The organism is Nonomuraea bangladeshensis, from assembly GCF_039529455.1.
Lineage (GTDB): Bacteria > Actinomycetota > Actinomycetes > Streptosporangiales > Streptosporangiaceae > Nonomuraea > Nonomuraea bangladeshensis.
Genome location: NZ_BAAAMV010000013.1, coordinates 17,003 through 41,707 on the forward strand (window position 1 = coordinate 17,003; position 24,705 = coordinate 41,707).

At 69.3% G+C, this 24,705-nt stretch carries 33 protein-coding genes; 26 read left to right on the forward strand and 7 right to left on the reverse strand.

Annotation, left to right across the window (positions count from 1 at the left end; translation table 11 throughout):
- The first annotated feature begins 72 nt into the window (after positions 1–72).
- From rplN to truA, 23 genes are all read left to right on the forward strand, one after another.
- Positions 73–444 (forward strand): 50S ribosomal protein L14, encoded by a 372-nt coding sequence (rplN, locus tag ABD292_RS39165; protein WP_026214151.1) that lies wholly within the window; start codon positions 73–75, stop codon positions 442–444.
- Positions 445–452: 8 nt separating this feature from the next.
- Positions 453–749 carry a 50S ribosomal protein L24 gene (rplX, locus tag ABD292_RS39170; RefSeq protein ID WP_344217050.1) on the forward strand — a complete coding sequence of 99 codons (297 nt, stop codon included), beginning with the start codon at positions 453–455 and terminating at the stop codon, positions 747–749.
- Complete coding sequence (gene rplE, locus ABD292_RS39175) at positions 749–1,324, forward strand: 50S ribosomal protein L5 (protein WP_344216662.1); 576 nt, start codon at positions 749–751, stop codon at positions 1,322–1,324. Before rplX ends, rplE begins: the two co-directional genes overlap by 1 nt.
- Positions 1,325–1,328: 4 nt before the next feature.
- Positions 1,329–1,514: a type Z 30S ribosomal protein S14 gene (locus ABD292_RS39180; RefSeq protein WP_020542298.1), complete on the forward strand. Its 186-nt coding sequence runs from the start codon at positions 1,329–1,331 to the stop codon at positions 1,512–1,514.
- Positions 1,515–1,670: 156 nt separating this feature from the next.
- On the forward strand, positions 1,671–2,069 hold the full coding sequence (gene rpsH, locus ABD292_RS39185) for a 30S ribosomal protein S8 (RefSeq protein WP_020542297.1): 399 nt from the start codon (positions 1,671–1,673) through the stop codon (positions 2,067–2,069).
- 16 nt (positions 2,070–2,085) lie between these two features.
- The gene (gene rplF / locus ABD292_RS39190; RefSeq protein ID WP_344216665.1) at positions 2,086–2,628 is read left to right on the forward strand and encodes a 50S ribosomal protein L6; all 543 of its coding nucleotides are present in this window, start codon (positions 2,086–2,088) and stop codon (positions 2,626–2,628) included.
- Between the two features lie 2 nt (positions 2,629–2,630).
- Entirely contained in the window at positions 2,631–3,014 is a 384-nt protein-coding gene (gene rplR / locus ABD292_RS39195) for a 50S ribosomal protein L18 (protein WP_091090113.1), read from the forward strand.
- 31 nt (positions 3,015–3,045) lie between these two features.
- On the forward strand, positions 3,046–3,675 hold the full coding sequence (gene rpsE, locus ABD292_RS39200) for a 30S ribosomal protein S5 (protein WP_103960875.1): 630 nt from the start codon (positions 3,046–3,048) through the stop codon (positions 3,673–3,675).
- A 2-nt stretch (positions 3,676–3,677) separates the two neighbouring features.
- A complete protein-coding gene (gene rpmD / locus ABD292_RS39205) occupies positions 3,678–3,860 on the forward strand; it encodes a 50S ribosomal protein L30 (RefSeq protein ID WP_080043226.1) in 183 nt (60 codons plus the stop codon).
- Positions 3,861–3,862: 2 nt separating this feature from the next.
- Entirely contained in the window at positions 3,863–4,318 is a 456-nt protein-coding gene (rplO, locus tag ABD292_RS39210; protein WP_329585533.1) for a 50S ribosomal protein L15, read from the forward strand.
- Positions 4,319–4,489: 171 nt separating this feature from the next.
- On the forward strand, positions 4,490–5,797 hold the full coding sequence (secY, locus tag ABD292_RS39215; protein WP_344216667.1) for a preprotein translocase subunit SecY: 1,308 nt from the start codon (positions 4,490–4,492) through the stop codon (positions 5,795–5,797).
- Positions 5,797–6,447, forward strand: coding sequence for an adenylate kinase (locus ABD292_RS39220; RefSeq protein ID WP_344216669.1), 651 nt, complete (start codon positions 5,797–5,799; stop codon positions 6,445–6,447). Before secY ends, ABD292_RS39220 begins: the two co-directional genes overlap by 1 nt.
- Before the next feature lie 109 nt (positions 6,448–6,556).
- A complete protein-coding gene (gene map / locus ABD292_RS39225; RefSeq protein WP_344216671.1) occupies positions 6,557–7,369 on the forward strand; it encodes a type I methionyl aminopeptidase in 813 nt (270 codons plus the stop codon).
- A gap of 15 nt (positions 7,370–7,384) precedes the next feature.
- A complete protein-coding gene (locus ABD292_RS39230) occupies positions 7,385–7,813 on the forward strand; it encodes a DUF1707 SHOCT-like domain-containing protein (protein WP_344216673.1) in 429 nt (142 codons plus the stop codon).
- 104 nt (positions 7,814–7,917) lie between these two features.
- On the forward strand, positions 7,918–8,319 hold the full coding sequence (locus ABD292_RS39235; protein ID WP_344216675.1) for a hypothetical protein: 402 nt from the start codon (positions 7,918–7,920) through the stop codon (positions 8,317–8,319).
- Between the two features lie 272 nt (positions 8,320–8,591).
- Positions 8,592–8,813, forward strand: coding sequence for a translation initiation factor IF-1 (gene infA / locus ABD292_RS39240; protein ID WP_012887858.1), 222 nt, complete (start codon positions 8,592–8,594; stop codon positions 8,811–8,813).
- Positions 8,814–8,835: 22 nt separating this feature from the next.
- A complete protein-coding gene (gene rpmJ, locus ABD292_RS39245; protein ID WP_003956441.1) occupies positions 8,836–8,949 on the forward strand; it encodes a 50S ribosomal protein L36 in 114 nt (37 codons plus the stop codon).
- A gap of 217 nt (positions 8,950–9,166) precedes the next feature.
- Complete coding sequence (rpsM, locus tag ABD292_RS39250) at positions 9,167–9,547, forward strand: 30S ribosomal protein S13 (protein ID WP_020542286.1); 381 nt, start codon at positions 9,167–9,169, stop codon at positions 9,545–9,547.
- Between the two features lie 45 nt (positions 9,548–9,592).
- Positions 9,593–9,997, forward strand: coding sequence for a 30S ribosomal protein S11 (gene rpsK / locus ABD292_RS39255; protein ID WP_012887860.1), 405 nt, complete (start codon positions 9,593–9,595; stop codon positions 9,995–9,997).
- A gap of 23 nt (positions 9,998–10,020) precedes the next feature.
- Positions 10,021–10,647 (forward strand): 30S ribosomal protein S4, encoded by a 627-nt coding sequence (gene rpsD / locus ABD292_RS39260; protein WP_020542284.1) that lies wholly within the window; start codon positions 10,021–10,023, stop codon positions 10,645–10,647.
- A gap of 97 nt (positions 10,648–10,744) precedes the next feature.
- Positions 10,745–11,761: a DNA-directed RNA polymerase subunit alpha gene (locus ABD292_RS39265; RefSeq protein ID WP_020542283.1), complete on the forward strand. Its 1,017-nt coding sequence runs from the start codon at positions 10,745–10,747 to the stop codon at positions 11,759–11,761.
- 102 nt (positions 11,762–11,863) lie between these two features.
- Positions 11,864–12,436, forward strand: a complete 573-nt coding sequence (gene rplQ / locus ABD292_RS39270) for a 50S ribosomal protein L17 (protein ID WP_344216679.1) — start codon at positions 11,864–11,866, stop codon at positions 12,434–12,436.
- Positions 12,437–12,512: 76 nt separating this feature from the next.
- Positions 12,513–13,412 carry a tRNA pseudouridine(38-40) synthase TruA gene (truA, locus tag ABD292_RS39275; protein WP_344216681.1) on the forward strand — a complete coding sequence of 300 codons (900 nt, stop codon included), beginning with the start codon at positions 12,513–12,515 and terminating at the stop codon, positions 13,410–13,412.
- Here the strand turns inward: truA and ABD292_RS39280 are convergent.
- The 3 genes from ABD292_RS39280 to ABD292_RS39290 all read right to left on the reverse strand — a co-directional run bounded on the left by ABD292_RS39280 (position 13,377) and on the right by ABD292_RS39290 (position 18,516).
- Complete coding sequence (locus ABD292_RS39280; RefSeq protein ID WP_344216683.1) at positions 13,377–14,942, reverse strand: hypothetical protein; 1,566 nt, start codon at positions 14,940–14,942, stop codon at positions 13,377–13,379. The two genes, truA and ABD292_RS39280, sit on opposite strands and share 36 nt — an antisense overlap.
- 1,801 nt (positions 14,943–16,743) lie before the next feature.
- A complete protein-coding gene (locus tag ABD292_RS39285) occupies positions 16,744–17,784 on the reverse strand; it encodes a hypothetical protein (protein ID WP_344216685.1) in 1,041 nt (346 codons plus the stop codon).
- A 24-nt stretch (positions 17,785–17,808) separates the two neighbouring features.
- On the reverse strand, positions 17,809–18,516 hold the full coding sequence (locus tag ABD292_RS39290) for a CAP domain-containing protein (protein ID WP_344216687.1): 708 nt from the start codon (positions 18,514–18,516) through the stop codon (positions 17,809–17,811).
- A gap of 370 nt (positions 18,517–18,886) precedes the next feature.
- Here ABD292_RS39290 and rplM point away from each other — a divergent pair, with 370 nt between their 5' ends.
- From rplM to glmM, 3 genes are read left to right on the forward strand one after another with little or no spacing between them, the layout of a single operon-like run.
- Complete coding sequence (rplM, locus tag ABD292_RS39295) at positions 18,887–19,330, forward strand: 50S ribosomal protein L13 (protein ID WP_020542277.1); 444 nt, start codon at positions 18,887–18,889, stop codon at positions 19,328–19,330.
- Positions 19,331–19,354: 24 nt separating this feature from the next.
- The gene (gene rpsI / locus ABD292_RS39300) at positions 19,355–19,873 is read left to right on the forward strand and encodes a 30S ribosomal protein S9 (RefSeq protein WP_329585493.1); all 519 of its coding nucleotides are present in this window, start codon (positions 19,355–19,357) and stop codon (positions 19,871–19,873) included.
- A 1-nt stretch (position 19,874) separates the two neighbouring features.
- Positions 19,875–21,224 carry a phosphoglucosamine mutase gene (gene glmM / locus ABD292_RS39305; protein WP_344216690.1) on the forward strand — a complete coding sequence of 450 codons (1,350 nt, stop codon included), beginning with the start codon at positions 19,875–19,877 and terminating at the stop codon, positions 21,222–21,224.
- Between the two features lie 89 nt (positions 21,225–21,313).
- Here the strand turns inward: glmM and ABD292_RS39310 are convergent, their stop codons facing one another.
- The 4 genes from ABD292_RS39310 to ABD292_RS39325 are packed head-to-tail and all read right to left on the reverse strand — an operon-like array spanning position 21,314 to position 24,702.
- On the reverse strand, positions 21,314–22,030 hold the full coding sequence (locus ABD292_RS39310) for an ABC transporter permease (protein WP_344216692.1): 717 nt from the start codon (positions 22,028–22,030) through the stop codon (positions 21,314–21,316).
- Positions 22,027–22,944, reverse strand: coding sequence for an ABC transporter ATP-binding protein (locus ABD292_RS39315; protein ID WP_344216694.1), 918 nt, complete (start codon positions 22,942–22,944; stop codon positions 22,027–22,029). Before ABD292_RS39315 ends, ABD292_RS39310 begins: the two co-directional genes overlap by 4 nt.
- Entirely contained in the window at positions 22,941–23,801 is an 861-nt protein-coding gene (locus ABD292_RS39320; protein WP_344216696.1) for an ABC transporter permease, read from the reverse strand. Before ABD292_RS39320 ends, ABD292_RS39315 begins: the two co-directional genes overlap by 4 nt.
- Entirely contained in the window at positions 23,794–24,702 is a 909-nt protein-coding gene (locus ABD292_RS39325; RefSeq protein WP_344216698.1) for an ABC transporter ATP-binding protein, read from the reverse strand. Before ABD292_RS39325 ends, ABD292_RS39320 begins: the two co-directional genes overlap by 8 nt.
- Positions 24,703–24,705 lie beyond the last annotated feature (3 nt).

Here is a 24,705-nt window from a genome sequence, read left to right on the forward strand (position 1 = left end):
CCGTGGGAACAAGACAACATCAGGTTCCGCCAGGCTCAGCGATGAGAACCGGCGCGACTAACAGGAGTTAACGTGATCCAGCAGGAGTCGCGGCTCAAGGTCGCCGACAACACGGGCGCGAAGGAGATCCTTTGCATCCGTGTGCTCGGCGGCTCGGGCCGACGCTACGCCGGTATCGGCGACGTGATCGTCGCCACTGTCAAGGACGCGCTGCCGGGCAGCACGGGCGTCAAGAAGGGCGACGTGGTCAAGGCCGTCATCGTCCGCACGGTCAAGGAGCGGCGCCGGCCCGACGGCTCCTACATCCGCTTCGACGAGAACGCCGCCGTCATCATCAAGGACAGCGGTGACCCTCGTGGCACTCGTATCTTCGGCCCGGTCGGCCGCGAGCTGCGTGACAAGAAGTTCATGCGCATCATCTCGCTCGCCCCGGAGGTGCTGTAATGCCGAAGCTGCATGTGAAGAAGGGTGACCTGGTCGAGGTCATCGCCGGCAAGGACAAGGGCGCCAAGGGCCGGGTCATCGCCGCGCTCCCGGGCGAGGACCGTGTGGTCGTCGAGGGCGTCAACATGATCAAGAAGCACGCGAAGGAGACCCACCAGGGTCCGCGCGGCGCCAAGACGGGCGGCGTGCAGACCATGGAGGGCCCCATCCACGTCTCGAACGTGAAGAGGCTCAAGGACGACAAGCCCGCCGACAAGAAGGCCGACGAGAAGAAGGCCGACGAGAAGACGGGTGAGGACAGCTGATGACTGCCACGACCACTGAGACCGAGCGCCCGACGCCCCGGCTCAAGACGAAGTACCGCGAGGAGATCGCGGCGCAGCTGCGCGAGCAGTTCGACATCAAGAACGTCATGCAGACCCCCGGCCTGGTCAAGATCAAGGTCAACATGGGTGTCGGCGAGGCGGCTCGCGACTCCAAGCTGATCGAGGGCGCCGTTCGCGACCTCACCGTGATCACCGGCCAGAAGCCGGCCGTCGTCCGGGCCCGCAAGTCCATCGCGCAGTTCAAGCTGCGTGAGGGCATGCCGATCGGCGCGCACGTCACGCTGCGCGGCGACCGCATGTGGGAGTTCCTGGACCGGCTGCTCGCGCTCGCGCTGCCCCGTATCCGTGACTTCCGCGGCCTTTCGCCCAAGCAGTTCGACGGCAACGGGAACTACACCTTCGGTCTGACCGAGCAGGTCATGTTCCACGAGGTCGACCAGGACAAGGTCGACCGGCCGCGCGGCATGGACATCACGATCGTGACCACCGCGACCAACGACGACCAGGGCCGGGCGCTGCTGAAGCTCCTCGGCTTCCCGTTCAAGGAGGCCTGATCCAATGGCGAAGAAGTCGCTGATCGCCAAGGCGGGGCGCAAGCAGAAGTTCGAGGTCCGGGCCTACACCCGGTGCTCGCGGTGCGGCCGTCCCCGCGCCGTCTACAGGAAGTTCGGGCTCTGCCGCGTGTGCTTCCGCGAGATGGCGCACCGTGGCGAGCTGCCCGGCATCACCAAGTCGAGCTGGTAGGTAACCTGGTGGGCGGCTGTGCCGCTCACCAGGCACTCATATTTTCGTAGTACAAGGATCAGGACGCCCGGTGCGGGCGTCCGTGACCACGCCGAAGGTCCACCGGCAGAGCGCTGCTTGGCCGACTGGAAACCGCGGCGAGGAAGGCCACTGGCCATGACGATGACCGACCCGATCGCAGACATGCTCACGCGTCTGCGCAACGCGAATTCGGCGTACCACGACAGCGTGTCGATGCCGTACTCGAAGATCAAGGCGCACATCGCCGAGATCCTCCAGCAGGAGGGCTACATCCAGGCCTGGACCGTCGAGGACGCCAAGGTTGGCAAGAACCTTGTCGTGGAGCTCAAGTTCGGGCCGACCCGTGAGCGGTCGCTCGCGGGTCTGCGCCGGGTTTCCAAGCCCGGCCTGCGGGTCTATGCGAAGAAGGACAATCTGCCTCGAGTCCTGGGCGGGCTGGGCGTCGCGATCATCTCGACGTCCCACGGCCTCATGACCGACAAGCAGGCCGGCAAGCGTGGCGTGGGCGGGGAAGTCCTCGCCTACGTCTGGTAGAGGGGAGGAACCCAGCATGTCGCGTATCGGACGGCTGCCCATCCCTGTGCCCAGTGGCGTGGACATCACGATCGACGGCCAGAGCGTTCAGGTGAAGGGCCCTAAGGGCACGCTTACTCACAACGTCGCGGAGCCCATCCAGGTGGGTCGCGACGACGACGGCTCCATCGCCGTCACCCGTCCCAACGACGAGAACAAGGTCCGTGCCCTGCACGGCCTCTCGCGCACGCTCATCGCCAACATGGTGCAGGGCGTGACCCAGGGCTACTCGAAGTCCCTGGAGATCGTCGGCGTCGGTTACCGCGTCCAGGCCAAGGGCCCGACGCAGCTGGAGTTCTCCCTGGGCTTCAGCCACCCGGTCATCGTGGACGCCCCCGAGGGCGTCACCTTCCGCGTCGAGAAGCCGACGCTGTTCCACGTGGACGGCATCGACAAGCAGAAGGTCGGCGAGGTCGCCGCGAACATCCGCAAGCTGCGCAAGCCTGACCCGTACAAGGGCAAGGGCGTGCGCTACCAGGGCGAACAGATCCGCCGCAAGGTCGGAAAGGCTGGTAAGTAGGCATGGCTCCGAAGACTGCGTTCAGCAAGCACACGGCTGCCCGCACCGTCTCGCGGGCCCGCCGTCACCGCCGCGTCCGCAAGTTCGTCGTCGGTACGGCCGAGCGTCCGCGCCTGGTCGTCAACCGCTCGACCCGTCACATGTTCGTCCAGATCGTGGACGACTCCGTCGGCCACACGCTGGTGAGCGCGTCCACCATGGACCCCTCGCTGCGCACGCTGGAGGCGGACAAGACCGAGAAGGCGAAGAAGGTCGGCGAGCTCCTCGCTCAGCGGGCCAAGGAAGCCGGGATCACCAAGGTCGTCTTCGACCGCGGTGGCAACCGCTACGCGGGGCGCATCGCCGCGCTGGCGGACAGCGCCCGCGAAGGTGGGCTCGAATTCTGATGACCGCAAATGCTGAGATGAGGAACCACTGATGGCTGCAGCTCCGCGTCGCGGTGGCGGCACCGGTGGCGAGCGGCGGGACCGTCGTGACGATCGCCGCGGTGGCGCCGCCGACAAGGGCGTCTCGTACATCGAGCGCGTAGTGAAGATCAACCGAGTGGCCAAGGTCGTGAAGGGTGGTCGTCGCTTCAGCTTCACCGCCCTCGTCGTCGTCGGTGACGGCAACGGCCTGGTCGGCGTCGGCTACGGCAAGGCCAAGGAAGTGCCCGCGGCCATCGCCAAGGGCGTCGAAGAGGCCAAGAAGCACTTCTTCAAGGTGCCCCGCATCCAGGGCACCATCCCGCACACCGTGCAGGGCGAGGAGGCGGCCGGTGTCGTCTTCCTGCGTCCGGCCTCGGCCGGTACCGGCGTCATCGCCGGTGGCCCGGTGCGCGCGGTGCTGGAGTGCGCCGGCATCCACGACGTCCTGTCGAAGTCGCTCGGCTCCGACAACCCGATCAACATCGTGCACGCCACCGTGGCCGCGCTGAAGGGCCTTTCGCGCCCCGAGGAGATCGCCGCCCGCCGTGGCCTGCCGATCGAGGACGTGGCTCCGGCCGCCATGCTCAAGGCTCAGCGCGAGGGCCTGGCGGAGGCCGCGGCCGCTAAGGCGGTGAGCTAGTCATGGCACGCCTGAAGATCACTCAGGTTCGCTCGAAGATCGGTGGCAAGCAGAACCAGCGTGACTCGCTGCGTTCGCTTGGCCTGAAGCGAATCGGCGACGTCGTCGTCAAGGAGGACCGTCCCGAGATTCGCGGGATGGTCTCCGTGGTGACGCACCTCGTCGAGGTGGAAGAGGTCGACTAGTCATGACTGACAAGGCTCCGCTCAAGATTCACGACCTCCGTCCGGCTCCGGGCGCCAACAAGTCCAAGATCCGCAAGGGTCGCGGCGAGGCGTCCAAGGGCAAGACGGCCGGTCGGGGCACCAAGGGCACGCACGCCCGCACCACGATGCTCCCGGGCTTCGAGGGTGGCCAGGTGCCGCTGCAGAGGCGTCTGCCGAAGCTCAAGGGCTTCTCCAACGCCCTGTTCAAGACGACCTACCAGGTCGTCAACCTGGACCGGATCGGTGAGCTGTTCCCCGAGGGTGGCGAGGTCACCGTCGAGGCGCTGGTCGCCAAGGGTGCTGTTCGCAAGAACCAGCTCGTGAAGGTCCTCGGCACCGGTGAGATCTCCGTCGCGGTCAACGTGCAGGCGCACGCCTTCTCGTCCGCGGCGAAGGAGAAGATCGCCGCCGCCGGTGGCTCCGTTACCGAGCTGTAGTAACGCTATGACGAGGCGTGGGGGCCCTGACAATGGGCTCCCACGCCCGTAGTGCGTTAGAGTTCGCGAGACGGCAGGCTTCTGTCCGGCTCGTTCTGACAATGAGACTCAGATGGCAGATCCCCGCACCATCGCATACTCAATTCGCCTCATAGGCGCGCAGGAGGGACCGTGCTGACCGCGTTTACCCGGGCGTTCCGGACGCCGGACCTGCGCAAGAAGTTGCTCTTCACGCTGGGCATCATCGCGCTTTTCCGTCTCGGCTCGGTTCTTCCGACTCCGGGAGTTCACGTCCAGAATCTGGCCGCCTGTTTCAACCAGGCGCGCGCTGATCAGGAGACCGGCAACATCTACGGGATGGTGCAGCTGTTCAGCGGTGGCGCCCTCCTGAAACTTTCAGTGTTCGCGCTGGGCATCATGCCGTACATCACCGCGAGCATCATTCTCCAGCTGCTCGTCGTGGTCATTCCACGACTGGAGGCGCTGAAGAAGGAAGGCCAGGCCGGCCAGACCAAGATCACGCAGTACACGCGTTATCTGACCATCGGCCTCGCGGTCCTGCAGTCGACGGCCTTCATCGCCCTGGCCCGCACGGGTCAGCTCTTCCCGAACTGTCAGCAGAGCGTGCTGCTCGACCCTGACGACATCTTCAGCATCGTCACGATGGTCGTCATCATGACGGCGGGCACCTCGGTCATCATGTGGCTGGGTGAGCTGATCACCGACCGCGGCGTCGGCAACGGCATGTCGATCCTGATCTTCACCCAGGTCGTGGCGGTCTTCCCGTCCGAGCTGGTCAACATCTTCAAGGCCAACCCCTTCACCTTCACGGTGGTCATGGTGGTCGGCGTCTTCATGATCGCCGCGGTGGTCTTCGTCGAGCAGGCGCAGCGCCGCATCCCGGTCCAGTACGCCAAGCGCATGGTCGGCCGGCGGATGTACGGCGGCACCTCGACCTACATCCCGCTGAAGGTCAACCAGGCCGGCATCATCCCGGTGATCTTCGCGTCCTCGCTGCTCTACCTGCCGCAGCTGGTGACCTCGCTCTTCCAGACGAGCGACAACGCGGTCATCAGGTGGATCTCGACGAACCTCGCCACCGGCGACACGCCGATCTACATGGCCACGTTCTTCCTGCTGATCATCTTCTTCACGTACTTCTACGTGTCGATTACGTTCAACCCCGCTGAAGTCGCCGACAACATGAAGAAGTACGGTGGGTTCATTCCGGGCATCCGCCCCGGTCGCCCGACGGCTGAGTACCTCAACTTCGTGCTCACCCGCCTGACGGCTCCGGGGTCGCTCTATCTGGGTCTCATCTCCATGGTCCCGATCGTCGCTCTCGCGGTGTCCGGTGCGAGCCAGAACTTCCCGTTCGGAGGGACGAGTATCCTGATCATGGTAGGCGTGGGCCTGGACACGGTTAAGCAGATCGAGAGCCAGCTGCAGCAGCGTAACTACGAAGGCTTCCTGCGGTAGTGCGTCTCGTCCTGGTGGGGCCTCCCGGAGCGGGTAAGGGGACTCAGGCCCAGTACATCGCATCGAACCTGTCCATCCCGAAGATCTCGACAGGTGACATCTTCCGTGCCAACGTCTCCGGCGGCACGGACCTCGGCAAGCTGGCCAAGACCTACATGGACCGCGGCGACCTGGTGCCCGACGAGGTCACCATCGCCATGGTCCGCGACCGCCTGTCCGAGCCCGACGCGCAGGACGGTTTCCTGCTCGACGGGTTCCCGAGGAACGTCGCGCAGGCGGAGATCCTGCGCGACATGCTCAAGGACTGGGGCCAGGCGCTCGACCTGGTCCTGGAGCTGGTCGTGGACGACGACGAGGTGGTCAGGCGGCTGGCCGGCCGGCGCACCTGCAGCCAGTGCGGCCGCATCTGGCACGTCGACTTCGACGACAAGAAGGACGACAGGTGCGACGCGTGCGGGGGCGTGCTCTTCCAGCGGGACGACGACAAAGAGGAGACCGTCCGGCACCGGCTGGAGGTCTACCAGGAGCAGACCGCGCCGCTGGTCTCCTACTACGCGGAGGAGGGCATCCTCGTGGGGGTCGACGCGACCGGCCCCGTGGAGGAGGTCACCGGGCGGGCCATGGAGGCGATCAGCCCTTACATGGGCTAGCTGCGGCATCGACAAGGCGGAGGTGGCACGGGTTTCCGTGCCACCTCGCGGCTATTGTGGGGGAATTGGGCCCCCGATGTGGCCCGTTGAGACCCATGGGGGGCAGAACATGTTCAAGAGGAACCGGCACGGCATCCAGATCAAGTCGCCGGAGCAGCTGGAGAAGATGCGCGCGGCCGGGCTGGTCGTCGGGCGCACGCTGGACCTGCTGAAGCGCTCGGTCGAGCCGGGGATGACGCCGCTCGACCTCGACTCCATCGCCGAGAAGGCGATCAGGGACGAGGGCGCGATCCCGTCGTTCAAGGGCTACCAGGGCTTCCCCGCGACGATCTGCGCCTCGGTCAACGACGAGGTGGTCCACGGCATCCCCACCGACGCCCGCAAGCTGCGCGAGGGCGACGTCATCTCCATCGACTGCGGCGCCATCCTGGACGGCTGGCACGGCGACTCGGCCGTGACGGTCCCGGTCGGCGAGGTGGACCCGAAGCTGACCGAGCTGATGCGGGTGACCGAGGAGGCCATGTGGCGCGGCATCGCGGCGCTGCGGCCCGGCCGGCACCTGTCCGACATCGGCTTCGAGATCGAGAAGTACGTCAAGTCGCAGGGCCGCTTCGGCATCCCGCCCGAGTACGGCGGCCACGGCATCGGCACCGAGATGCACATGGACCCGTGGATCGCCAACCACGGCCGGCCCGGGCGCGGCCCGGTGCTGGAGGAGGGCATGTGCCTGGCCATCGAGCCCATGGTCAACCTGGGCACCGAGCGCACCCGGGTGCTGTCCGACGAGTGGACCGTGGTGACCGTGGACGGCAAGTCGTCCGCGCACTTCGAACACAGCGTCGCCGTGACACATAATGGTCCTTGGGTGCTTACCGCCCTGGACGGGGGCGAATCGCGCCTCGGAGGACACTCGCAGAACTGAACCGGGAGTGGTGGGATGGCGAACAGCCCTGAGATGCGAGCCTCGGACGGCGACCGCGACCGGGTCGCCGCCGTCCTCCGCGAGCACACGGCCCAGGGCCGCATCACCATGGACGAGTTCAACGAGCGGCTCGAACAGCTCTACAAGTCCAAGACCTACGGTGAGCTGGCCAGGCTGACCGCCGACCTGCCGGAGGTCGACCTCCGCAACCGCCCCAAGGTCTCGAAGGAGATCGAGAAGAAGCGCGACGCGCACGCGGGCATCAAGGCGGCGTGGGGCGCGTGGGCGATGGCCAGCGGCATCAACTGGGTGATCTGGTTAATCGTGAGCTCCACCTCCAACGGTGACGTCTATCCCTGGCCGCTGTGGGTCATGGGCCCGTGGGGCGTGATCCTGCTGATCAGCACCATCTTCGGCAACAACCAGCCCAAGCAGCAGCAGTAGGGATTTGTGCACTAGTGCACTGTGTGCATTCATCCGCAGTACGGATAAGTCCGGATTCCTAACGTGAGCGGTGTCGGCAACACCACTCACCGGAGGAACCCAAGATGCGCAAGCTGTTCGCGGCCGCCGCCCTCGCCGGCTCGATCGCCGTCACCGGCCTCACCCTCGCCGCCCCCGCCGCCCAGGCGGCCACCTCGCAGACCACGGCCAGTTCGGTGAAGAGCTGGGGCAAGTACTACTCCAGCAACCGCAAGGCCTACACCTACGGCAAGACCTGGAAGTCCGGCGGCCGGGTGTACACCCACTGGTACGGCAAGGAGTCGACGCCGAAGAAGGGCTACGTCTGGTTCAAGTACTACTCGGGCGGGAACTGGCACTCCTTCTATCGCGGCTGGAACGGCTCGTACCACGAGACCTGGTCGCAGCCGGGCATCAAGAAGCTGTACACCTACACCTGCTGGGGCGGCCCCACGAAATACTGCGGGCCCACGCACCGCATCTACTGATCGTCCCCTTCCCGAAAGGTCCGCCGGGCTCTCTCCCCTGGCGGGCCTTTCGGGCTGTGCGGGTGGGGTACACTCTTACATGGTTGTGTCAGGACACCTGGCACGCGTTTCGCGTTTTTGGCTCAGGTGTCGTACACTCCTTAGTCGGCTCACTATGACTTGTCACGCGTCGGCGGTCCTCGCTGATCGCCGCTCTCTCCGAAGCGTGAAGGTCGCGGCTGCGTAGTGAACCGGAGCCTCAGACGACCGATCAGTGAAACGCGAGGAATTCTTTGGCCAAGAAAGACGGCGCCATCGAGATCGAGGGCACTGTGGTCGAGTCGCTCCCGAACGCCATGTTCCGGGTGCAGCTCGACAACGGCCATAAGGTCCTGGCCCACATCAGCGGACGGATGCGGATGCACTACATCCGGATTCTGCCGGACGACCGGGTTGTCGTTGAGCTGAGCCCCTACGACCTCAGTCGTGGGCGGATCGTCTACCGATACAAGTAAGACGTCTGAGGAACAAAGGACAATGAAGGTAAAGCCGAGCGTCAAGAAGATCTGCGACAAGTGCAAGGTGATCCGCCGGCACGGTCGCGTCATGGTGATCTGCGACAACCTGCGCCACAAGCAGCGCCAGGGCTAAGTCGCCGCAAGGCTTCTCCGAGTCCGCCCCGATCGCGGGAGCGGGCTCGACGCATGAGAAGCCTCCAGTCAGTTAGCGCGTTTCACGCCTGAGCAGGCGGCCTTTTCGGTCGAACCGTTCAGGAGACCCCCGGTCGGAGGCCGGGGCCCTCACCCCGGGCATGGGGAGGGGTAGTGCGGCGCAAGACCTCCGCCACAGAAAAGGAGAATGCCCGACCATGGCTCGCCTGGTTGGCGTCGACCTCCCCCGCGACAAGCGGCTGGAGATCGCTCTCACCTACATTTACGGGATCGGCCGCACCCGCGCCCAGGAGATCCTCGAGGCCACCGGTGTCAGCGGGGACCTTCGCGTCCACCAGCTCAGCGACACCGAGCTCGTCCCGATGCGTGACTACATCGAGGCGAACTTCAAGATCGAGGGTGACCTGCGCCGCGAGGTCCAGGCCGACATCCGTCGCAAGATCGAGATCGGTTGCTACCAGGGCATCCGGCACCGCAAGGGCCTGCCCGTGCACGGTCAGCGCACGCAGACCAACGCGCGCACCCGCAAGGGCAAGAAGAAGACCGTCGCCGGCAAGAAGAAGCCCGGTAAGAAGTAGTCCTCGCAGCCGCTGGACCGAAGACCTCAGGAGTAACGGCAAACAATGCCTCCTAAGAGCCGTCAGGGCGCGCCGAAGAAGGTGCGCCGCAAGGAGAAGAAGAACGTCGCTCACGGGCACGCCCACATCAAGAGCACGTTCAACAACACGATCGTCTCGATCACCGACCCCAGCGGGAACGTGATCTCCTGGGCCAGCGCCGGCCACGTGGGTTTCAAGGGCTCCCGTAAGTCCACCCCGTTCGCCGCCCAGATGGCCGCCGAGAACGCCGCCCGCCGCGCCATGGAGCACGGCATGCGCAAGGTCGACGTCTTCGTCAAGGGTCCCGGCTCCGGCCGTGAGACCGCGATCCGCTCGCTGCAGGCCACCGGCCTCGAAGTGGGCTCGATCCAGGACGTCACCCCGGTTCCGCACAACGGTTGCCGGCCGCCCAAGCGCCGCCGCGTCTGAGATAGCGCAGGAGATAGAGACACATGGCTCGTTACACGGGCGCGGACTGCAAGCTGTGCCGCCGCGAGAAGACCAAGCTCTTCCTCAAGGGCAGCAAGTGCGAATCCGCCAAGTGCCCCATCGAGATCCGTCCTTACCCGCCGGGTGAGCACGGCCGCGGACGTCCCAAGGAGTCCGAGTACCAGCTTCAGCTTCGTGAGAAGCAGAAGACCCGCCGCATCTACGGCGTCCTCGAGAAGCAGTTCCACAACTACTACGAGGAAGCCTCCCGCAAGACCGGCAAGACCGGTGAGGTGCTGCTCCAGATCCTGGAGAGCCGCCTCGACAACGTGGTCTACCGCGCCGGTTTCGCCCAGTCGCGCGACGCCGCCCGCCAGCAGGTCCGTCACGGGCACATCCTGGTGAACGGCAAAAAGGTCGACATCCCGTCCTACCTGGTCCGGGAGCACGACATCATCGAGGTCCGCGAGAACAAGCGCAACCTCATGCCGTACGAGGTCGCGCGGGCCACGGCCGGCGACCGCACGATCCCGGCCTGGCTGGGCGTCGTGCCGGACAAGCTCCGCGTCCTGGTGCACCAGCTGCCCGTCCGGCAGCAGATCGACACCCAGGTCCAGGAGCAGCTCATCGTCGAGTACTACTCGAAGTGAGCCTCGGCCGAGGTGCGGTTCGCCGTACCTCGGCTACGCTTTTCATCGGAGTGGTGTCATATAGCGGGCGCCACACGAAAAAGGGGAGAACCCGCACATGCTGATCGCTCAGCGCCCGACTCTCCTGGAAGAGTCGCTCGACGACACCCGGTCCCGGTTCGTGATCGAGCCGCTGGAGCCGGGCTTCGGTTACACCATCGGCAACTCGCTGCGTCGCACGCTGCTGTCGTCCATTCCGGGCGCGGCCGTGACGAGCATCCGCATCGAGGGCGTGCTGCACGAGTTCTCGACCGTTCCCGGGGTCAAGGAAGACGTCACCGACATCATCCTCAACCTCAAGGAACTGGTCGTCTCCTCCGAGCACGACGAGCCGGTCGTGATGTACCTGCGCAAGCAGGGCCCGGGCGAGGTCACCGCCGCCGACATCGCGCCTCCGGCCGGTGTCGAGGTGCACAACCCCGAGCTGCGCATCGCGACGCTCAACGGCAAGGCCAAGCTGGAGATGGAGCTGACCGTCGAGCGCGGCCGCGGCTACGTCTCCGCCGCCCAGAACAAGCAGCCGGGCCAGGAGATCGGTCGCATCCCGATCGACTCGATCTACTCCCCGGTGCTCAAGGTCACCTACAAGGTCGAGGCCACCCGAGTCGAGCAGCGGACCGACTTCGACCGGCTCATCCTCGACGTCGAGACCAAGCCCGCCATGAAGCCCCGCGACGCGGTGGCCTCCGCCGGCAAGACCCTCGTCGAGCTCTTCGGCCTGGCCCGTGAGCTCAACGTCGAGGCCGAGGGCATCGACATCGGCCCGTCGCCCACCGACGCCGCCCTGGCGGCCGACCTTGCGCTGCCGATCGAGGAGCTCAACCTCACCGTCCGCTCGTACAACTGCCTCAAGCGCGAGGGCATCCACACCGTGGGCGAGCTCGTCGCGCGGAGCGAGCAGGACCTGCTCGACATAAGGAACTTCGGCGCCAAGTCGATCGAAGAGGTCAAGCAGAAGCTGCACGAGATGTCGCTGTCGCTCAAGGACTCCCCGCCCGGGTTCGACCCGAGCGCGGTGGCCGGCGGCGGCTACGACGACGACGACAGCGCGTACGTCGAGACCGAGCAGTACTGATCACACACTGATAGCGCGGGCCCCCTGGCAAGCAGGGGGCCTGGCGGCCCGACTCCGGTACCTGGCACGGCCGGGGCGGGTTGACTCCGAGGAGAGAATCCCATGCCCAAGCCCACCAAGGGTGCCCGTCTTGGCGGCAGCCCGGCGCACGAGCGGCTGATCCTGGCCAACCTGGCGACGGACCTGTTCCGGCACGGCAAGATCCGTACGACGGTCGCGAAGGCCAAGCGCCTGCGTCCGGTCGCGGAGCGCCTGATCACCAAGGCGAAGAAGGGCGACATCCACAACCGTCGCCAGGTCCTGACCGTCGTCAGGGACAAGGGCGTCGTGCACCACCTCTTCACCGAGATCGCGACGACGTTCGCGGAGCGTCCCGGTGGCTACACCCGGATCACCAAGATCGGTCCGCGTAAGGGCGACAACGCCCCCATGGCGATCATCGAGCTGGTGACCGAGCCGCTGAACGCCGTCACGACCCGCCGCACCGAGGCCCCCGCCGCCCCGGCCGCCGCTCCGGCGACCGAGGAGGCCCCGAAGGCCGAGGCTGCTGAGGCCGCCGAGGCCGACGCCGCCGAGGAGCCCAAGGCCGAGACCGCCGAGGCTCCGGAGGCTCAGGCCGCCGAGGGCGCCGGCGACGCGGAGAAGAAGGACGCGGAGAAGAAGGACGAAGCCTGATCTTTCAGGCAGGACGTATCGGGCCCGGACCCCTCCACGGGGGGCCGGGCCCTTTGCTCTCTCAGGGGGATTCATCGTGGTACGGCTCCGCCTCGACCTCGCGTACGACGGGAGCGAGTTCTCCGGCTGGGCCCGGCAGCCCGGGCGGCGTACCGTCCAGGGCGAGCTCGAACAGGCGCTCGGCCGGATCCTGCGCCTCGGCGAGCCCGTGACGCTGACCGTGGCCGGGCGGACGGACGCCGGCGTGCACGCCCGCGGCCAGGTCGCCCATCTGGACGTGCCGGACGACGCCCTCGCCGAGCTGGACGGCAACCGGGGGCCGCTCGGCACGGCGGAGCGGCTCGCTGCGCTCGTTCGGCGGCTGGGTGGGGTTCTGCCCCTCGATGTACGGGTTCATCGCGTCAGCGTGGCTCCTGAGGGCTTTGACGCACGGTTCTCGGCGACGTTCCGGCGGTACGCGTACCGGGTGTGCGACACGGTGGGCGGAGTGGACCCGCTGCGGCGGCACGAGATCGTCTGGCACAACCGCCCCCTCGACCTCGACGCGCTCAACGCGGCCGCGGCCCGGCTGCTCGGCGAGCACGACTTCGCGGCCTTCTGCAAGAAGCGCGAGGGCGCCACGACCATCCGGGAGCTGCGGCGGCTCGACTGGGCGCGCGAGCCCGGCGGCGTGCTGGTGGCCACCGTCGTGGCCGACGCGTTCTGCCACTCGATGGTGCGGGCGCTGGTCGGGTCGCTGCTGGCGGCCGGCGACGGGCGGCGGCCGGTGGAATGGCCCGGACAGGTGCTGGTCCGGGCCGTACGCGACTCGGGCGTGCACGTCGCGCCCGCCCACGGGCTGTGCCTGGAGGAGGTGGGCTACCCGCCGGACGCCGAGCTCGCCGCGCGGGCGGCGGCCACGCGGCGGGTGCGCACCCTGCCGGTCCCCGGCGACGCGGCCTCAGCCGCCGGTGACGCGGCGCTCCAGGACGAGTGAGGTCTCGTCGCGGAAGGCGCCGCTGACCTTCGGCAGCGTCTTCTCGTTGTCGGCCGGGGTGCGGCCGTCGGCGTACGTGGCGTAGCTGAAGACGATGTAGCGGCCCCAGACGAGGCCGGCCGCGTACCCGCCGGCGATCTGCACCCGATCGCCGCCCGAGCCCTTGGGGCCGGGCAGCGGGCGGAACCAGACGTTCTTCCCGAGGTCCTTCGTCTGGTCGACGGCGGTGGCGGCTTCCTTGGTCGGCAGGACCGCGATGCCCGTGGTGACCGCGTAGCGCTTCTTGCTGTCCACGTAGGTGGCGCGGAGGACGCGGGTGCAGCTCTGCGCCTTCAGCGCGTCGGCGAAGGCGCCGGTGGCGGCCTTGTCGCAGGTCGTCTCCATACCGGCCTTGACCCGTTTGAACGTCGTGCCCGCCGCGCTCACCTTCTTCTTCGGGAACGCCTCCGACAGCGACAGCTTCTGCGGGTCGCTCTGCTCCGAGTCGAGAACGGACGCGCCGGGGCCGTCGCTGGTGACGGCGGTCTGCTGGGGCTGGCCCTGGCCCTGCCCCTGACCTTGCCCGTCCTGGCCGGACGGGGGGCCGGTGCGGGCGGCGGCCGTGGTGGGGGCCGGGTCGCTCACCGCCTGATAGGCGAAGAAACCGCCGGTGGCGACGCCGACCAGGGCGAGGGCGCCCAGGGTGACCAGCAGCGCCCGCTTCCCGCCGCCTGAGGGGGGCGGGGGTGGGGGCGGGATCTGGAACGGGGCCTGCTTGAACGCCCCCGGCGGGAACGCCGGGCCGCCTCCGGCCGTGCCCTTGCCCGCCGTGGTGACCGCCAGGCCGTGGGGCGGGGTCGGCAGGTCCAGGCTGGTGGACTGGCGCTGGCCCCAGGTGTCGCGGGAGAAGGGGAGGTCGGGGATCCGCTGCGGGGCCGTCGCGCCCGTCGCGTCCGTCGCGTCCGTCGCGCCCGGCGGGAGCGGCGGCCAGACGGGGACGTCACCGGGCTCTGCTGGGCGGACCGGGGTGGGGGCGTTCGGGTCGAAGGGGGTGGCGGGCGGCTGGTCGTCGTCCGGGGTGCCGGTGTCCTCGGGCGGCGTGGCGCCGTGGGGAGACGCGGGTGCTCCGGAGGGGGCGGCCGGCTGGGGCGGCAGGGGCGCGTCCGACGGTTGCCGCTGCTCGGCAGGGCGGGTGTCCACGGCCTCGGCCACGGGGGCGGAGAGGGGGATCGCGTGGCCGCCGCTGTGCCGTCGCGGGTCCTCGTCCGGCGTCGCGCCCTGCTGGGCGTCGTCGGAGGGGTGCCGGTGAGGACCTTCCTGAGGAACGGGGACAGCGCCGGGACGGGTGGCGTCCGGGTCGGTGCCGTCGGGAGAGGCGGGGTGTCCGGGCGCGGAGGCGTTCTGGCTCGCGGGCGGAGGGGCGCCTGGGCCGGGCGTGGAGATGCCCGGGGCGGTGGTGGCGGGGTAGGCGGTGAGGCCGGTGGCGGGCTGCGAGAGGCCGGCGGGGCGCTGGACGGGGTGCGGGCCGCTCGGCCCTTGCGGGTCACTCACCCCTTGTACGTGGCCTGGGCCCTGCGGGTGGCTCGGCCCTTGTACGTAGCCTGGGCCCTGCGGGTGGCTCGGCCCTTGTACGTGACCCGGGCCTTGTGGGCCGCTGGGGCCTTGCTGCAGGTGGCTCGGTCCTTGCGCGTGGCCCGGGCCCTGCGGACCGCTGGGGCCTTGTTGTGGGTGGCTCGGTACCTGGGGCTGGTCCGGGGTGGGCGCGGCGGAACTGTGGGGTGGGCGAACGGTGCCCTCCGGGTCGGTGGCGTTGGCGTCGAAGGCGGTGGGCTGAGGCTCGTCGGGCTCGGCCACCAGCTCGCCGGTGGCGGCGGGCCACGGGGGCATGGCGTGCGGGTCCGAGGGCGGGGCCGGCCATACGGGCATGCCCGCCGCTGCGGCGGTGAAGGCGGGAGGCGGCTCCCACGGGGGCGCACCGGGTACGCCGGGGTTCACGGGCCAGGACGGCGGGTCCTGCGCGGTCGGCTGCTGCGGGGCGGGACGGCCGTCGGACGCCGGGGTGGCGGACGGCCAGGGGGCACCCTCGGCGGGCTGGTGGCCGATCACGCCCTGGAGGTCCGCCTGGAGCGGCCCGACCCACGGGGTGTCGGCGGACGGCTGCCCAGGCTGCGGGACAGGGGCCTGCTGAGAAGCGGCGTCCGGAGAGCCGCCGTAAGGGGAAGCGGCGTGCGGCTCGGCGCCACCCGGGAACGCGGTGTGAGGGGAAGTGGCGTGTGCCTCGGTGCCGCCTGGAAAAGTGGCGTGCGGGGGAGCAGCGTGAGGGGTAACGGCGTACGGTCCGGTGCCACCCGGAGAAGCGGCGTGCGGGGGGATGGGCTGCGGGCCGCTGACGTGCGGGTGTGCGGTCTCCGCGCCGGGGGCCTGCCCCATCGCGGGCGGTTGGGTGGTGTGCGGGCCGCTTGTGGGCTGCGGATGGACGGTTCGGGGGTCGCCGGCCTGCTGTCCCGTGTACGGGCCGCTTGGGTGCGGGGCGGCGTGTGGCTGGGCCGGGTACGGCACCGTCGGCGGGTGTTGAGGAACGTCGGCGGCCTGGGAGGGCGCGGGGTACGGGTTGGCCCCGGAGTGGGGCGAGCGACCGTAGCCGGAGGGCGGCTGGGCGCCGGGGCCGGGGGGCGCGGCACCAGGGTGGGGCTGGTTCAGGCCGGGATGAGTCTGGTCGGAGCCGAGGTGAGTGGCGCCATGGCCGGGTTGCGCGAGGCCGTGGCCAGGTTGCGCGAGGCCGTGGTCGGGCTGGGCGGTGCCAGCGCTGGGGTGAGCGACGCCGTAGCCGGGCTGGGCGGTGTCAGCGCTGGGGCGAGCGGCGCCGTAGCCGGGCTGCATGGGGCCGGGGCCAGGTGGGGTGGCGCCGGGGGTGGAGTGGGGTGGGGCTGGTGCGGGGTGGCGGGGGGTGTGGGACGGGGGGTCGGCGTCGGCGTGGTCGGCGTACCAGTCGTACGGTGTGCCGGCGTCCGTCGGCACCTCCCACGGCTGTACGGCGCCCCCTGCCCCCGACGGCGGCTCGGTGGGTACGGACCCGAGGATCGGGGGGACGACGGACACGGTCTCGTCGCCGGGCTCCTCCGCTGGGGAGGCGGGCGCCGGCGGTTGGGCTCGCCCGTTGGTCTGGCCGAAGCTAGGCGGCGGCGTCGCAGGTCGGGCAGTGTTGCCGGTGCCCTTGCGATCGTGTTCAGACCCGGGTTCCTGACCACGCATAGGGGGAGCCTAGCGAGAGAGGCGAGATCGTTACGTCGGTATGGGCGTTCCCAGAGGCAGTGGGCATCCCGTTTGGGGGGTTAAGACGGCAGAAGACGGGTTACGTCAACGGGCTGCCGGTCAGCGTCCGGTTGTCCAGAGCCTTGAAGACTGTCGCCTTCGTGATGTCGTCAATTGCCTGTGAAATGCGCTTTTGTCCCTTTGCGTCGGGCTTGGTGCCGTTCTTGTTCTGGAACCAGACGAGGACCGCGTAGTGACCGTGCGTCCAGATCCGCGCCCCGCCGCTGCCCGACCCTAGAAACTTGGTGACACTGTCCTTACCGGTCAGCGGCTTCACGTAGTTGCTCGCGTCGCCGACCTTGGCCACCTTGCCGGCGTTCTTGCCGGTCGAGAGGTTGGCCAGGCCGACCGTGCCGATCACCGTGCCCGCCTTGTCGCGGAAGCTCGCCCGGACGAATTGCGTGCACTTGGCGGCTTTGAGCGCCTTCTGCAGCTTGTCGCCGAGCGCGCCGTCGGTGCACTTCTTGTCCTTGCTGGTGATCGTCACCTCGTAGCCGCGGCCGGACGTGGTGAACTTCCGCTTCTTGCCGAAGACCTCCTTGACCGAGATGGGGTCGGGGTCGGTCGAGCGGTTCTCGGCGTAGCCGTACTTGCCGGGCGGCACGGACGGCAGCGGGGCCGAGGTGCGCTGCGGCTCGGCGGTCTCGGCGCTGGTGGGGCCGCCCGCGTTCCACATCATGGCGATGCCGCCGCCGAGCGCGCCGAGCACCAGCACGCCGCCGATCGCGAACCACAGCGGCGCGCGTGAGCGCGGCCCCTCGTCGTAGGGGCTCCAGCCGATCCTGCTGTTGACCTGCGTGGCCGCGCCAGGAGCGGGGTCGCCGGCGGCCTCCGCGCCGGGCGCGCCAGGAATGCCGGGGCCGTCAGGGCCGCCAGGGGCGCCGAAAGCACCGGGACCGCCGAAAGCACCGGGACCGCCGAAGGCACCGGGACCGCCGGGACCGCCGGGGGCACCGGGGGCTCCACCAGGGGCGCCGGGGGGCGGTTGCTGCGCGGGTGCGGCGTCGTCGAAGGGGCGAGCGCGGCGGGACCGGCGAGGGGCGCGCTCCTGGGCGTTCTCAGGCTGCTCGGGAAAACCCATGCGGCGACATTACCGCGACGTGGCTCACTGAGTTCCGAAGTCCTGGGTCCACCAAGGGCCGTCAGGGCCGGAGGCGACGCCCACGCCGATGGCCCTCAGGTCGCAGTCGAGGATGTTCCTGCGGTGGTCGGGGCTGTCGAGCCAGCCGCGCACCGCCTCCTCGGCCGTGCTGTAGCCGGCGCCGATGTTCTCGGCGGCGCCGTAGCGGTATCCGGCGCGCTCCATGCGGTCCCAGGGGGAGTCGCCGCCGGGGGAGTTGTGGGTGAGCCGGCCGGTACGGGCCATCTCCAGCGCGTGCGTACGCGCCGAGCGGGTCAGCCCCGAGTCCACCCGCAGCGGCCCGCAGCCGCGCCGGGCCCTGGCCGCGTTCGTGAGCGTGACGACGCGGCCCGCGAGGCCGGGGATGAGCGCCACCTCGGCGTCCTGGTCGCCGCCGAGCACCTGGGTGGGATCGCCCTGGCTGTCGAAGGAGCCGGGGATCTGGCTGTCGGTGCGCGAGGCGGTGGGCTTGGGGGTCGCGCCGCCCGGGAGCCGGTTGGTCGTGACCTCGCGCGGGATGCTTTCGAGCTGCTGGTACGCCTTCTTCTCGACGGTCGGCGCGGGGTTGGCCGTGGCCGCGGCGGGCGGGGCGGTGCCGTTGAGGTAGATGTGGGGGTCCGCCGCCGGATCGTCCGTCAATCGACCGATCAGCACCCCCGTGAACAGCACGGCGAACATGAGGCAGGTCAACACACCCAGATGGCTCCGGCGCCGAGCGCCCCGCTGGGATGGCCGGGTGTGAGAGGTCTGCCACATACCGCAAACAACGATAGGGATGAAAGGTCGTGGGAAAGAAGGGGTCCCAGGGAAACGAAATCGAACCGTTCTGAGTCGGGTAGACTCTTCCGCGGGTACCGGTCTTTTGACCTGCAGACAGGTGGGCGGGTAACCTAATCGTTCGTTGTGTGCATAGGTCCTGCGTGACCAATGCGCGGCGCGTCCGGCGTCATCTCCCGTAGCGAGGAGACGGAAGGTCCGGGCTGCCGTGTGCCCGCACCGACCGACCAATGCGGCTGTCGCATCCGACAGCGCCGAAGACGCGAGCATAAAGAAGGCTACGACCGTGCGCACGTACTCACCGAAGCCCGCCGACGTCCAGCGTCAGTGGTACGTCATCGACGCGACCGATGTCGTGCTGGGCCGGCTGGCCAGCCACGTCGCGACCCTGCTCCGCGGCAAGCACAAGCCGATCTTCGCCAACCACGTCGACACCGGTGACTTCGTCATCGTCATCAACGCGGACAAGATCGCGCTGAGCGGCAACAAGCTTGAGCAGAAGAAGGCGTACCGCCACTCGGGCTACCCGGGCGGTCTGCGTTCCGTCTCGTACGGCGAGCTCATGGAGAAGCGGCCCGACAAGGCCGTCGAGAAGGCCGTCAAGGGCATGCTGCCGAAGAACTCCCTCGGCCGGAAGATGGCCAAGAAGCTGAAGGTCTACGCGGGCGCCGAGCACCCGCACCAGGCCCAGAAGCCCGTGCCGTTCCAGATCACCCAGATCGCCCAGTAGTAGCGAAAGATTTAGAGGAGAACCGTGGCTGAGCCCACCGGTGTCGAGACGGTCGAGGCCGAGCTGGAGGAATACTCCGGCGAGGACTTCCCTTCCGAGTACACCACCGAGTCCACCGCCAGCGCTGACGCGCCTGTGCGTAAGCCCGTCACCACGGGCAACTCGTACGGCACCGGTCGCCGCAAGGAGGCGATCGCCCGCGTGCGCATCGTCCCCGGCACCGGCAAGTGGACGATCAACGGCCGTTCGCTGGACGTCTACTTCCCGAACAAGGTCCACCAGCAGATCGTCAACGAGCCGTTCGTCGTGCTCGGCGCCGAGGAGGCGTTCGACGTCATCGCCCGCATCGACGGCGGCGGCGTGACCGGCCAGGCCGGCGCGCTGCGCATGGGCCTGTCCCGCGCGCTGGCGATCCTGGACGTCGAGGTCAACCGGCCGCCGCTGAAGAAGGCCGGCTTCCTCACCCGTGACGCCCGCGCCACGGAGCGGAAGAAGTACGGCCTCAAGAAGGCCCGCAAGGCTCCGCAGTACAGCAAGCGCTAAATTGGCGCGCCTTTTCGGCACCGACGGGGTACGAGGGGTCGCGGGCCGCGACCTCACGGCCCAGCTCGCCATGGATCTGTCCGTGGCGGCGGCCCACGTCCTCGGCGATGCAGGCGCGTTCGCCGCCACCGGGCGTCATCCGGTGGCGGTGGTGGGCCGGGACCCGCGCGCCTCGGGGGAGTTCCTCGAGGCCGCCGTGGTCGCCGGCCTCGCGGCGTCCGGGGTGGACGTGCTGCGGCTCGGGGTGCTGCCCACGCCCGCCGTCGCCCACCTCACGGCCGCGCTCGGCGCCGACCTCGGCGTCATGTTGTCGGCCTCGCACAACGCTGCGCCGGACAACGGCATCAAGTTCCTGGCCCGCGGCGGCTTCAAGCTGTCCGACGCGGTCGAGGACGAGATCGAGCGGCGGCTCGGCGAGGAGTGGGGCTTCCCCGTCGGCTCCGGCGTGGGCCGGGTGCGTGACGCCTACGGTGAGGCCGACCGTTACATCTCGCACGTGCTGACCACGATGAACCACCCGCTCGACGGGCTCAGCGTGGTCGTCGACTGCGCCCACGGCGCCGCCCACATGGTGGCTCCGGAGGCGCTGGTGCGGGCCGGCGCCCGCGTCGAGGCCATCGGGGCCCGCCCCGACGGCCTCAACATCAACGACGGCTACGGCTCCACCCACCTCGACCGAGTCCGCCAGGTGGTCGTCTCGCGCGGCGCGGACCTGGGCGTGGCCTACGACGGCGACGCCGACCGCTGCCTCGCCGTCGATCACACGGGCGAGATCGTGGACGGCGACCGGATCATGGCGATCCTGGCCGGCGCCATGCACGACGAGGGCCTGCTGGCCAAGGACACCGTGGTCGCGACCGTGATGTCCAACCTGGGCTTCAAGCTGGCGATGCGCGAGGCGGGCATCTCCGTGGTGGAGACCGCGGTGGGCGACCGCTACGTGCTCGAACGCATGAAGTCCGACGGCTACAACCTCGGCGGCGAGCAGTCGGGCCACGTCATCATGCTGGACCACGCCACCACCGGCGACGGCCTGCTCACCTCGCTCCACCTGCTGGGCGTGGTGGCGAAGACGGGCGTGCCGCTGAAGGAGCTGGCCGCGGTGATGACGCCGCTGCCGCAGATCCTCATCAACGTCAAGGACGTCGACAAGGCCAAGGCCGGCGCCGACGAGCTGACGGCCGCCGTGCGGGCGGCCGAGGCGGAGCTGGGGGAGACCGGCCGGGTGCTGATCCGGCCGAGCGGCACCGAGCCGATGATCAGGGTCATGGTCGAGGCCGCGTCGGAGGAGCACGCCACCCAGGTGGCCAACCGCCTCGCCGACGTGGTCCGCAGAGCCTGCGGCACCTGAGCGACGAAAGAAGAAGGGCCCACGGGGAGCGCTCCCCGTGGGCCCTTCTCGTACCCCTGGTCCCATCGCTCTGCCCAGGAGTGCCGCGGTTATTCGTCTCCGGTCAAGGAATAGACGCGTAGGCGGCGGCCTGCCCAGAAGACGCCGGCGAGGGTGACGACGATCAGGGCGGGGACGGCGAAGCCCAGGGTGACGTCCGTACGGAAGAACGGGGAGTCGGTGATCTGGCCGGCGACGGACTGTCCCCACGCCTGGATGGAGAAGCGGCGGGCGCCCGGGACGAGGTTGCCCACGAGGCTCTCCCAGACCAGGGCGTAGATGACGCCGATCGTGACCGCGTGCCGGGTGACGACGCCGAGCAGCAGGAAGAGCGCCGCGTAGGCGATGCCCGCCACCAGGGCGCCGACGGCGAACCCGGCCGCGATGCCGGCCTCGTTCCCGACGAGCAGCCAGCCGGCGACGTACGTCGGCACCGTCGCGAACAGCGCCAGCAGCGAGACGGCCACCACGAACTTCGTCCGGATGATGACCGGGCGGGAGATCGGCTTGGACATCAGGTGGATGATCGTGCCGTCGTCGATCTCGGGGGCGATGACGCCGGTGCCGGCGATGAGGCCGAGCAGCGGCAGCATGGTGCTGAGCGCGAAGCTCTGCAGCAGCAGGACGGTGGTGCGCTGGTCGCTCTCGCCGACCAGCTTGAACAGCACCGCGAGCGCGATCAGGGCGAGGGGCAGCAGCAGGAGCAGCACGATCCGCCGCCGCCCGAGCAGGGCGCGGTAGGTGATGGCCGCGACGACGGTGTTCATCCGGTGCTCCTGTTGATCAGGTACGAGAAGACGCTCTCCAGGTCCTCGTCGGCGGGGGAGACCTGGTGCAGGCGGACGCCCTCGGCCTGGGCGAGCTTGGGCAGCAGGCGGGCGAAGCGCCGGAACTCGGTCGCCTGGACCTCCAGGCCGTCGGGGCGCAGCGTGATGCCGCCGGCCGAGGGGTCGCGGATGAGGGCGGCGGCGAGCTTCCTGTCGTCGCTGGAGCGGATCATGAACAGGTGGGGGCGGTCGGTCATGAGCCGGCGGATGTCGCGGAAGTCGCCGGAGGCGGCGTGGCGGCCGGAGACCAGCACCTCGATGTGCTGGGCGACGCGCTCGACCTCCTCCAGGATGTGCGAGCTGAACAGGATGGTCTTGCCGGCCGTGCCCATGGCCCGGATCAGGTCCATGAGGTGCAGGCGCTGACGCGGGTCCATGCCGTTGAACGGCTCGTCCAGCAGCAGCACGGGCGGGTCGTGGACGAGCGCGGCGGCGACCTTGACGCGCTGGCGCATGCCCTTCGAGTACGTCTCCACCCGCCGGTCCTTCGGCTCCTCCATCTCGACCGTGGCGAGGGCCTTGCGGGCGGCCTCCTCGGGGTCGGACAGGCCGTGCAGCCGGGCGGCGGACAGGACGAACTGCCAGCCGGTGAGGAAGCCGTAGACGCCCTCACGTTCGGGGACCAGCCCGATATTTCGGTAAATCTGGTGGTTCTTCCAGACGCGGTCGCCGTTGAGCGTGACCGTGCCGCCCGAGGGGGCCAGGAAGCCCGCCATCATGTGCAGGAGCGTCGACTTGCCGGCGCCGTTGGGGCCGAGCAGGCCGGTGACGCCGGGGCCGATCGTCATCGTCACGTCGTTGACGGCGACGACGTTGCCGTACCAGCGCGACACCTGGGAGAGCTCGATCTTCATCGGGCGGCCGCCTTCCGGTAGCGCAGCGCGAGCGCGCCGAGGCCGGCGGCGATCAGCAGGACGAGGACCGCCAGCGAGGCGGGGCCGCTGGGGTAGGGAGCCTCGTCGATGAAGTGCGACGGGGTGCCGAACAACCAGGACTGTACGGAGTCGACCAGCCAGAACGGGTTGAGCAGCGCAGCCCAGGAGGCCGCGGCCTCGTTGCCGGTCGAGTAGAAGGCGCCGTAGACGATGGGCACGGACGCGGACGACAGCAGGTAGACGACCATCACCGAGGCCACGCCGAGCCCGCGCCGGGGCGTGAACGAGGCCAGCGCCAGCCCGAACGCGGCCAGCAGCAGCGCCAGCGCCAGCGCCATGAGGACCGAGCCGGCGTACTCGCCGGTGGCCAGGTCGCCCGGCAGGTCCACGACCACCTCACCCACGAAGATGAGGGTGAGCGGCGCCGCGACGAGCAGGAACACCGCCACGGTCATGGCCGCGACCTTGGCGACCACGTAGTCGGTGACCGAGACCGGCCGCGACAGGTAGAGCGGGAGCACGCGGTGGCGCAGGTCGGGGGCGACCACGGTGGGCGACTGCGAGGCCAGGAAGATCGCCACGACGGCCTGCATGATCACCGCGTACGCGCTGTAGGCGATGCCGCGCTCCTTGAGCAGCGCCATGAGGGCGATGCTCACGACGGCGGGCATCAGCATGATGGCGAACAGCGCGAACGGCACGATCTTGCTGCGCGCCGGGCGGCCGAGGCCGAAGATCCCGCGCAGGCTGTGCACGGCCAGCGCGCGGAACGAGTGGGCGCGGCCGAGCCGGGGCCCGTCGTAGTGGCGGTAGCCGATGTCGTAGATCTCAGACATGCGCCACCTCCTCCCTGAAGACGTCCTCGATGCGGTGGCGGCCCTGCTCCAGCCGGATCAGGCACAGGTCGAGGTCGGCGGCGGCGTCGCGGACGGCGTCGTACGTCTCCGGCCCCACCACCTCCACCACCAGCAGCCGCCCCTGCGGCGAGACGGTGTGCCCGGCCTCGGACAGGCGGGCGGCCAGCGCGTCCATGCCCTCGTCGACCTCGACCGTGACGGTCCGCGTGGTCTGGGTGAACTCGCCGATGGCCGACGAGCGCAGCAGCCGCCCCGCGTCGATGACCACGACGTGGTCGCAGATGCGTTCGAGCTCGCCCAGCAGGTGGGAGGTGACCACCACGCTGATGCCGAACTCGGTGCCGATGCGCCGGACGAGCGCCAGCATCTCGTCGCGGCCACGCGGGTCGAGGCCGTTGGTGGGCTCGTCCAGGAAGACCACCTTGGGGTCGTGGACGAGCGCCTGGGCCAGCTTGACCCGCTGCTTCATGCCGGTGGAGTAGCCGCCGATCGGGCGGTAGCGCTCTTCGGCGAGGCCGACGTGGCGCAGCACGTCGGCGGCGCGCTCGCGGGCGGCCGTGCGCGGCAGCCCGGACATCTGGGCGAGGTGGACCACCAGCTCGGTGGCGGAGACGTCGGGGGGCAGGCATTCGTGCTCGGGCATGTAACCGACGAGCCTGCGGATCCCGGCGCCCTGGGAGGTGACGTCCAGGTCGAGTACGCGGGCCGTGCCGCTGGTGGGCGGCAGCAGGCCGAGCAGGATCTTGATCAGCGTCGACTTGCCCGCGCCGTTGGCCCCCACCAGCCCGGTGACGCCGGGCCCGACGGTGACCGTGAGCTGGTCGACCGCGGTGACGGTGGGGAAACGTTTGGTCAGCCCCTCGGTGGCGAGGATGTGCATGAG

Bases quoted from the DNA above. Each gene is read 5' to 3' on its own strand.
- rplE (WP_344216662.1), top strand. From the start codon at position 749: ATGACTGCCACGACCACTGAGACCGAGCGCCCGACGCCCCGGCTCAAG.
- ABD292_RS39180 (WP_020542298.1), top strand. From the start codon at position 1,329: ATGGCGAAGAAGTCGCTGATCGCCAAGGCGGGGCGCAAGCAGAAGTTC.
- ABD292_RS39310 (WP_344216692.1), bottom strand. From the start codon at position 22,030: ATGAACACCGTCGTCGCGGCCATCACCTACCGCGCCCTGCTCGGGCGG.
- rplQ (WP_344216679.1), top strand. From the start codon at position 11,864: ATGCCCAAGCCCACCAAGGGTGCCCGTCTTGGCGGCAGCCCGGCGCAC.
- ABD292_RS39235 (WP_344216675.1), top strand. From the start codon at position 7,918: ATGCGCAAGCTGTTCGCGGCCGCCGCCCTCGCCGGCTCGATCGCCGTC.
- rpsD (WP_020542284.1), top strand. From the start codon at position 10,021: ATGGCTCGTTACACGGGCGCGGACTGCAAGCTGTGCCGCCGCGAGAAG.
- rplO (WP_329585533.1), top strand. From the start codon at position 3,863: ATGACTGACAAGGCTCCGCTCAAGATTCACGACCTCCGTCCGGCTCCG.
- rpsK (WP_012887860.1), top strand. From the start codon at position 9,593: ATGCCTCCTAAGAGCCGTCAGGGCGCGCCGAAGAAGGTGCGCCGCAAG.
- ABD292_RS39230 (WP_344216673.1), top strand. From the start codon at position 7,385: ATGGCGAACAGCCCTGAGATGCGAGCCTCGGACGGCGACCGCGACCGG.
- rplF (WP_344216665.1), top strand. From the start codon at position 2,086: ATGTCGCGTATCGGACGGCTGCCCATCCCTGTGCCCAGTGGCGTGGAC.
- rpsH (WP_020542297.1), top strand. From the start codon at position 1,671: ATGACGATGACCGACCCGATCGCAGACATGCTCACGCGTCTGCGCAAC.
- rpmJ (WP_003956441.1), top strand. From the start codon at position 8,836: ATGAAGGTAAAGCCGAGCGTCAAGAAGATCTGCGACAAGTGCAAGGTG.
- ABD292_RS39285 (WP_344216685.1), bottom strand. From the start codon at position 17,784: ATGGGTTTTCCCGAGCAGCCTGAGAACGCCCAGGAGCGCGCCCCTCGC.
- ABD292_RS39325 (WP_344216698.1), bottom strand. From the start codon at position 24,702: ATGCACATCCTCGCCACCGAGGGGCTGACCAAACGTTTCCCCACCGTC.
- rpsM (WP_020542286.1), top strand. From the start codon at position 9,167: ATGGCTCGCCTGGTTGGCGTCGACCTCCCCCGCGACAAGCGGCTGGAG.
- rplR (WP_091090113.1), top strand. From the start codon at position 2,631: ATGGCTCCGAAGACTGCGTTCAGCAAGCACACGGCTGCCCGCACCGTC.
- ABD292_RS39320 (WP_344216696.1), bottom strand. From the start codon at position 23,801: ATGTCTGAGATCTACGACATCGGCTACCGCCACTACGACGGGCCCCGG.
- map (WP_344216671.1), top strand. From the start codon at position 6,557: ATGTTCAAGAGGAACCGGCACGGCATCCAGATCAAGTCGCCGGAGCAG.
- ABD292_RS39315 (WP_344216694.1), bottom strand. From the start codon at position 22,944: ATGAAGATCGAGCTCTCCCAGGTGTCGCGCTGGTACGGCAACGTCGTC.
- rpsE (WP_103960875.1), top strand. From the start codon at position 3,046: ATGGCTGCAGCTCCGCGTCGCGGTGGCGGCACCGGTGGCGAGCGGCGG.
- rpmD (WP_080043226.1), top strand. From the start codon at position 3,678: ATGGCACGCCTGAAGATCACTCAGGTTCGCTCGAAGATCGGTGGCAAG.
- ABD292_RS39265 (WP_020542283.1), top strand. From the start codon at position 10,745: ATGCTGATCGCTCAGCGCCCGACTCTCCTGGAAGAGTCGCTCGACGAC.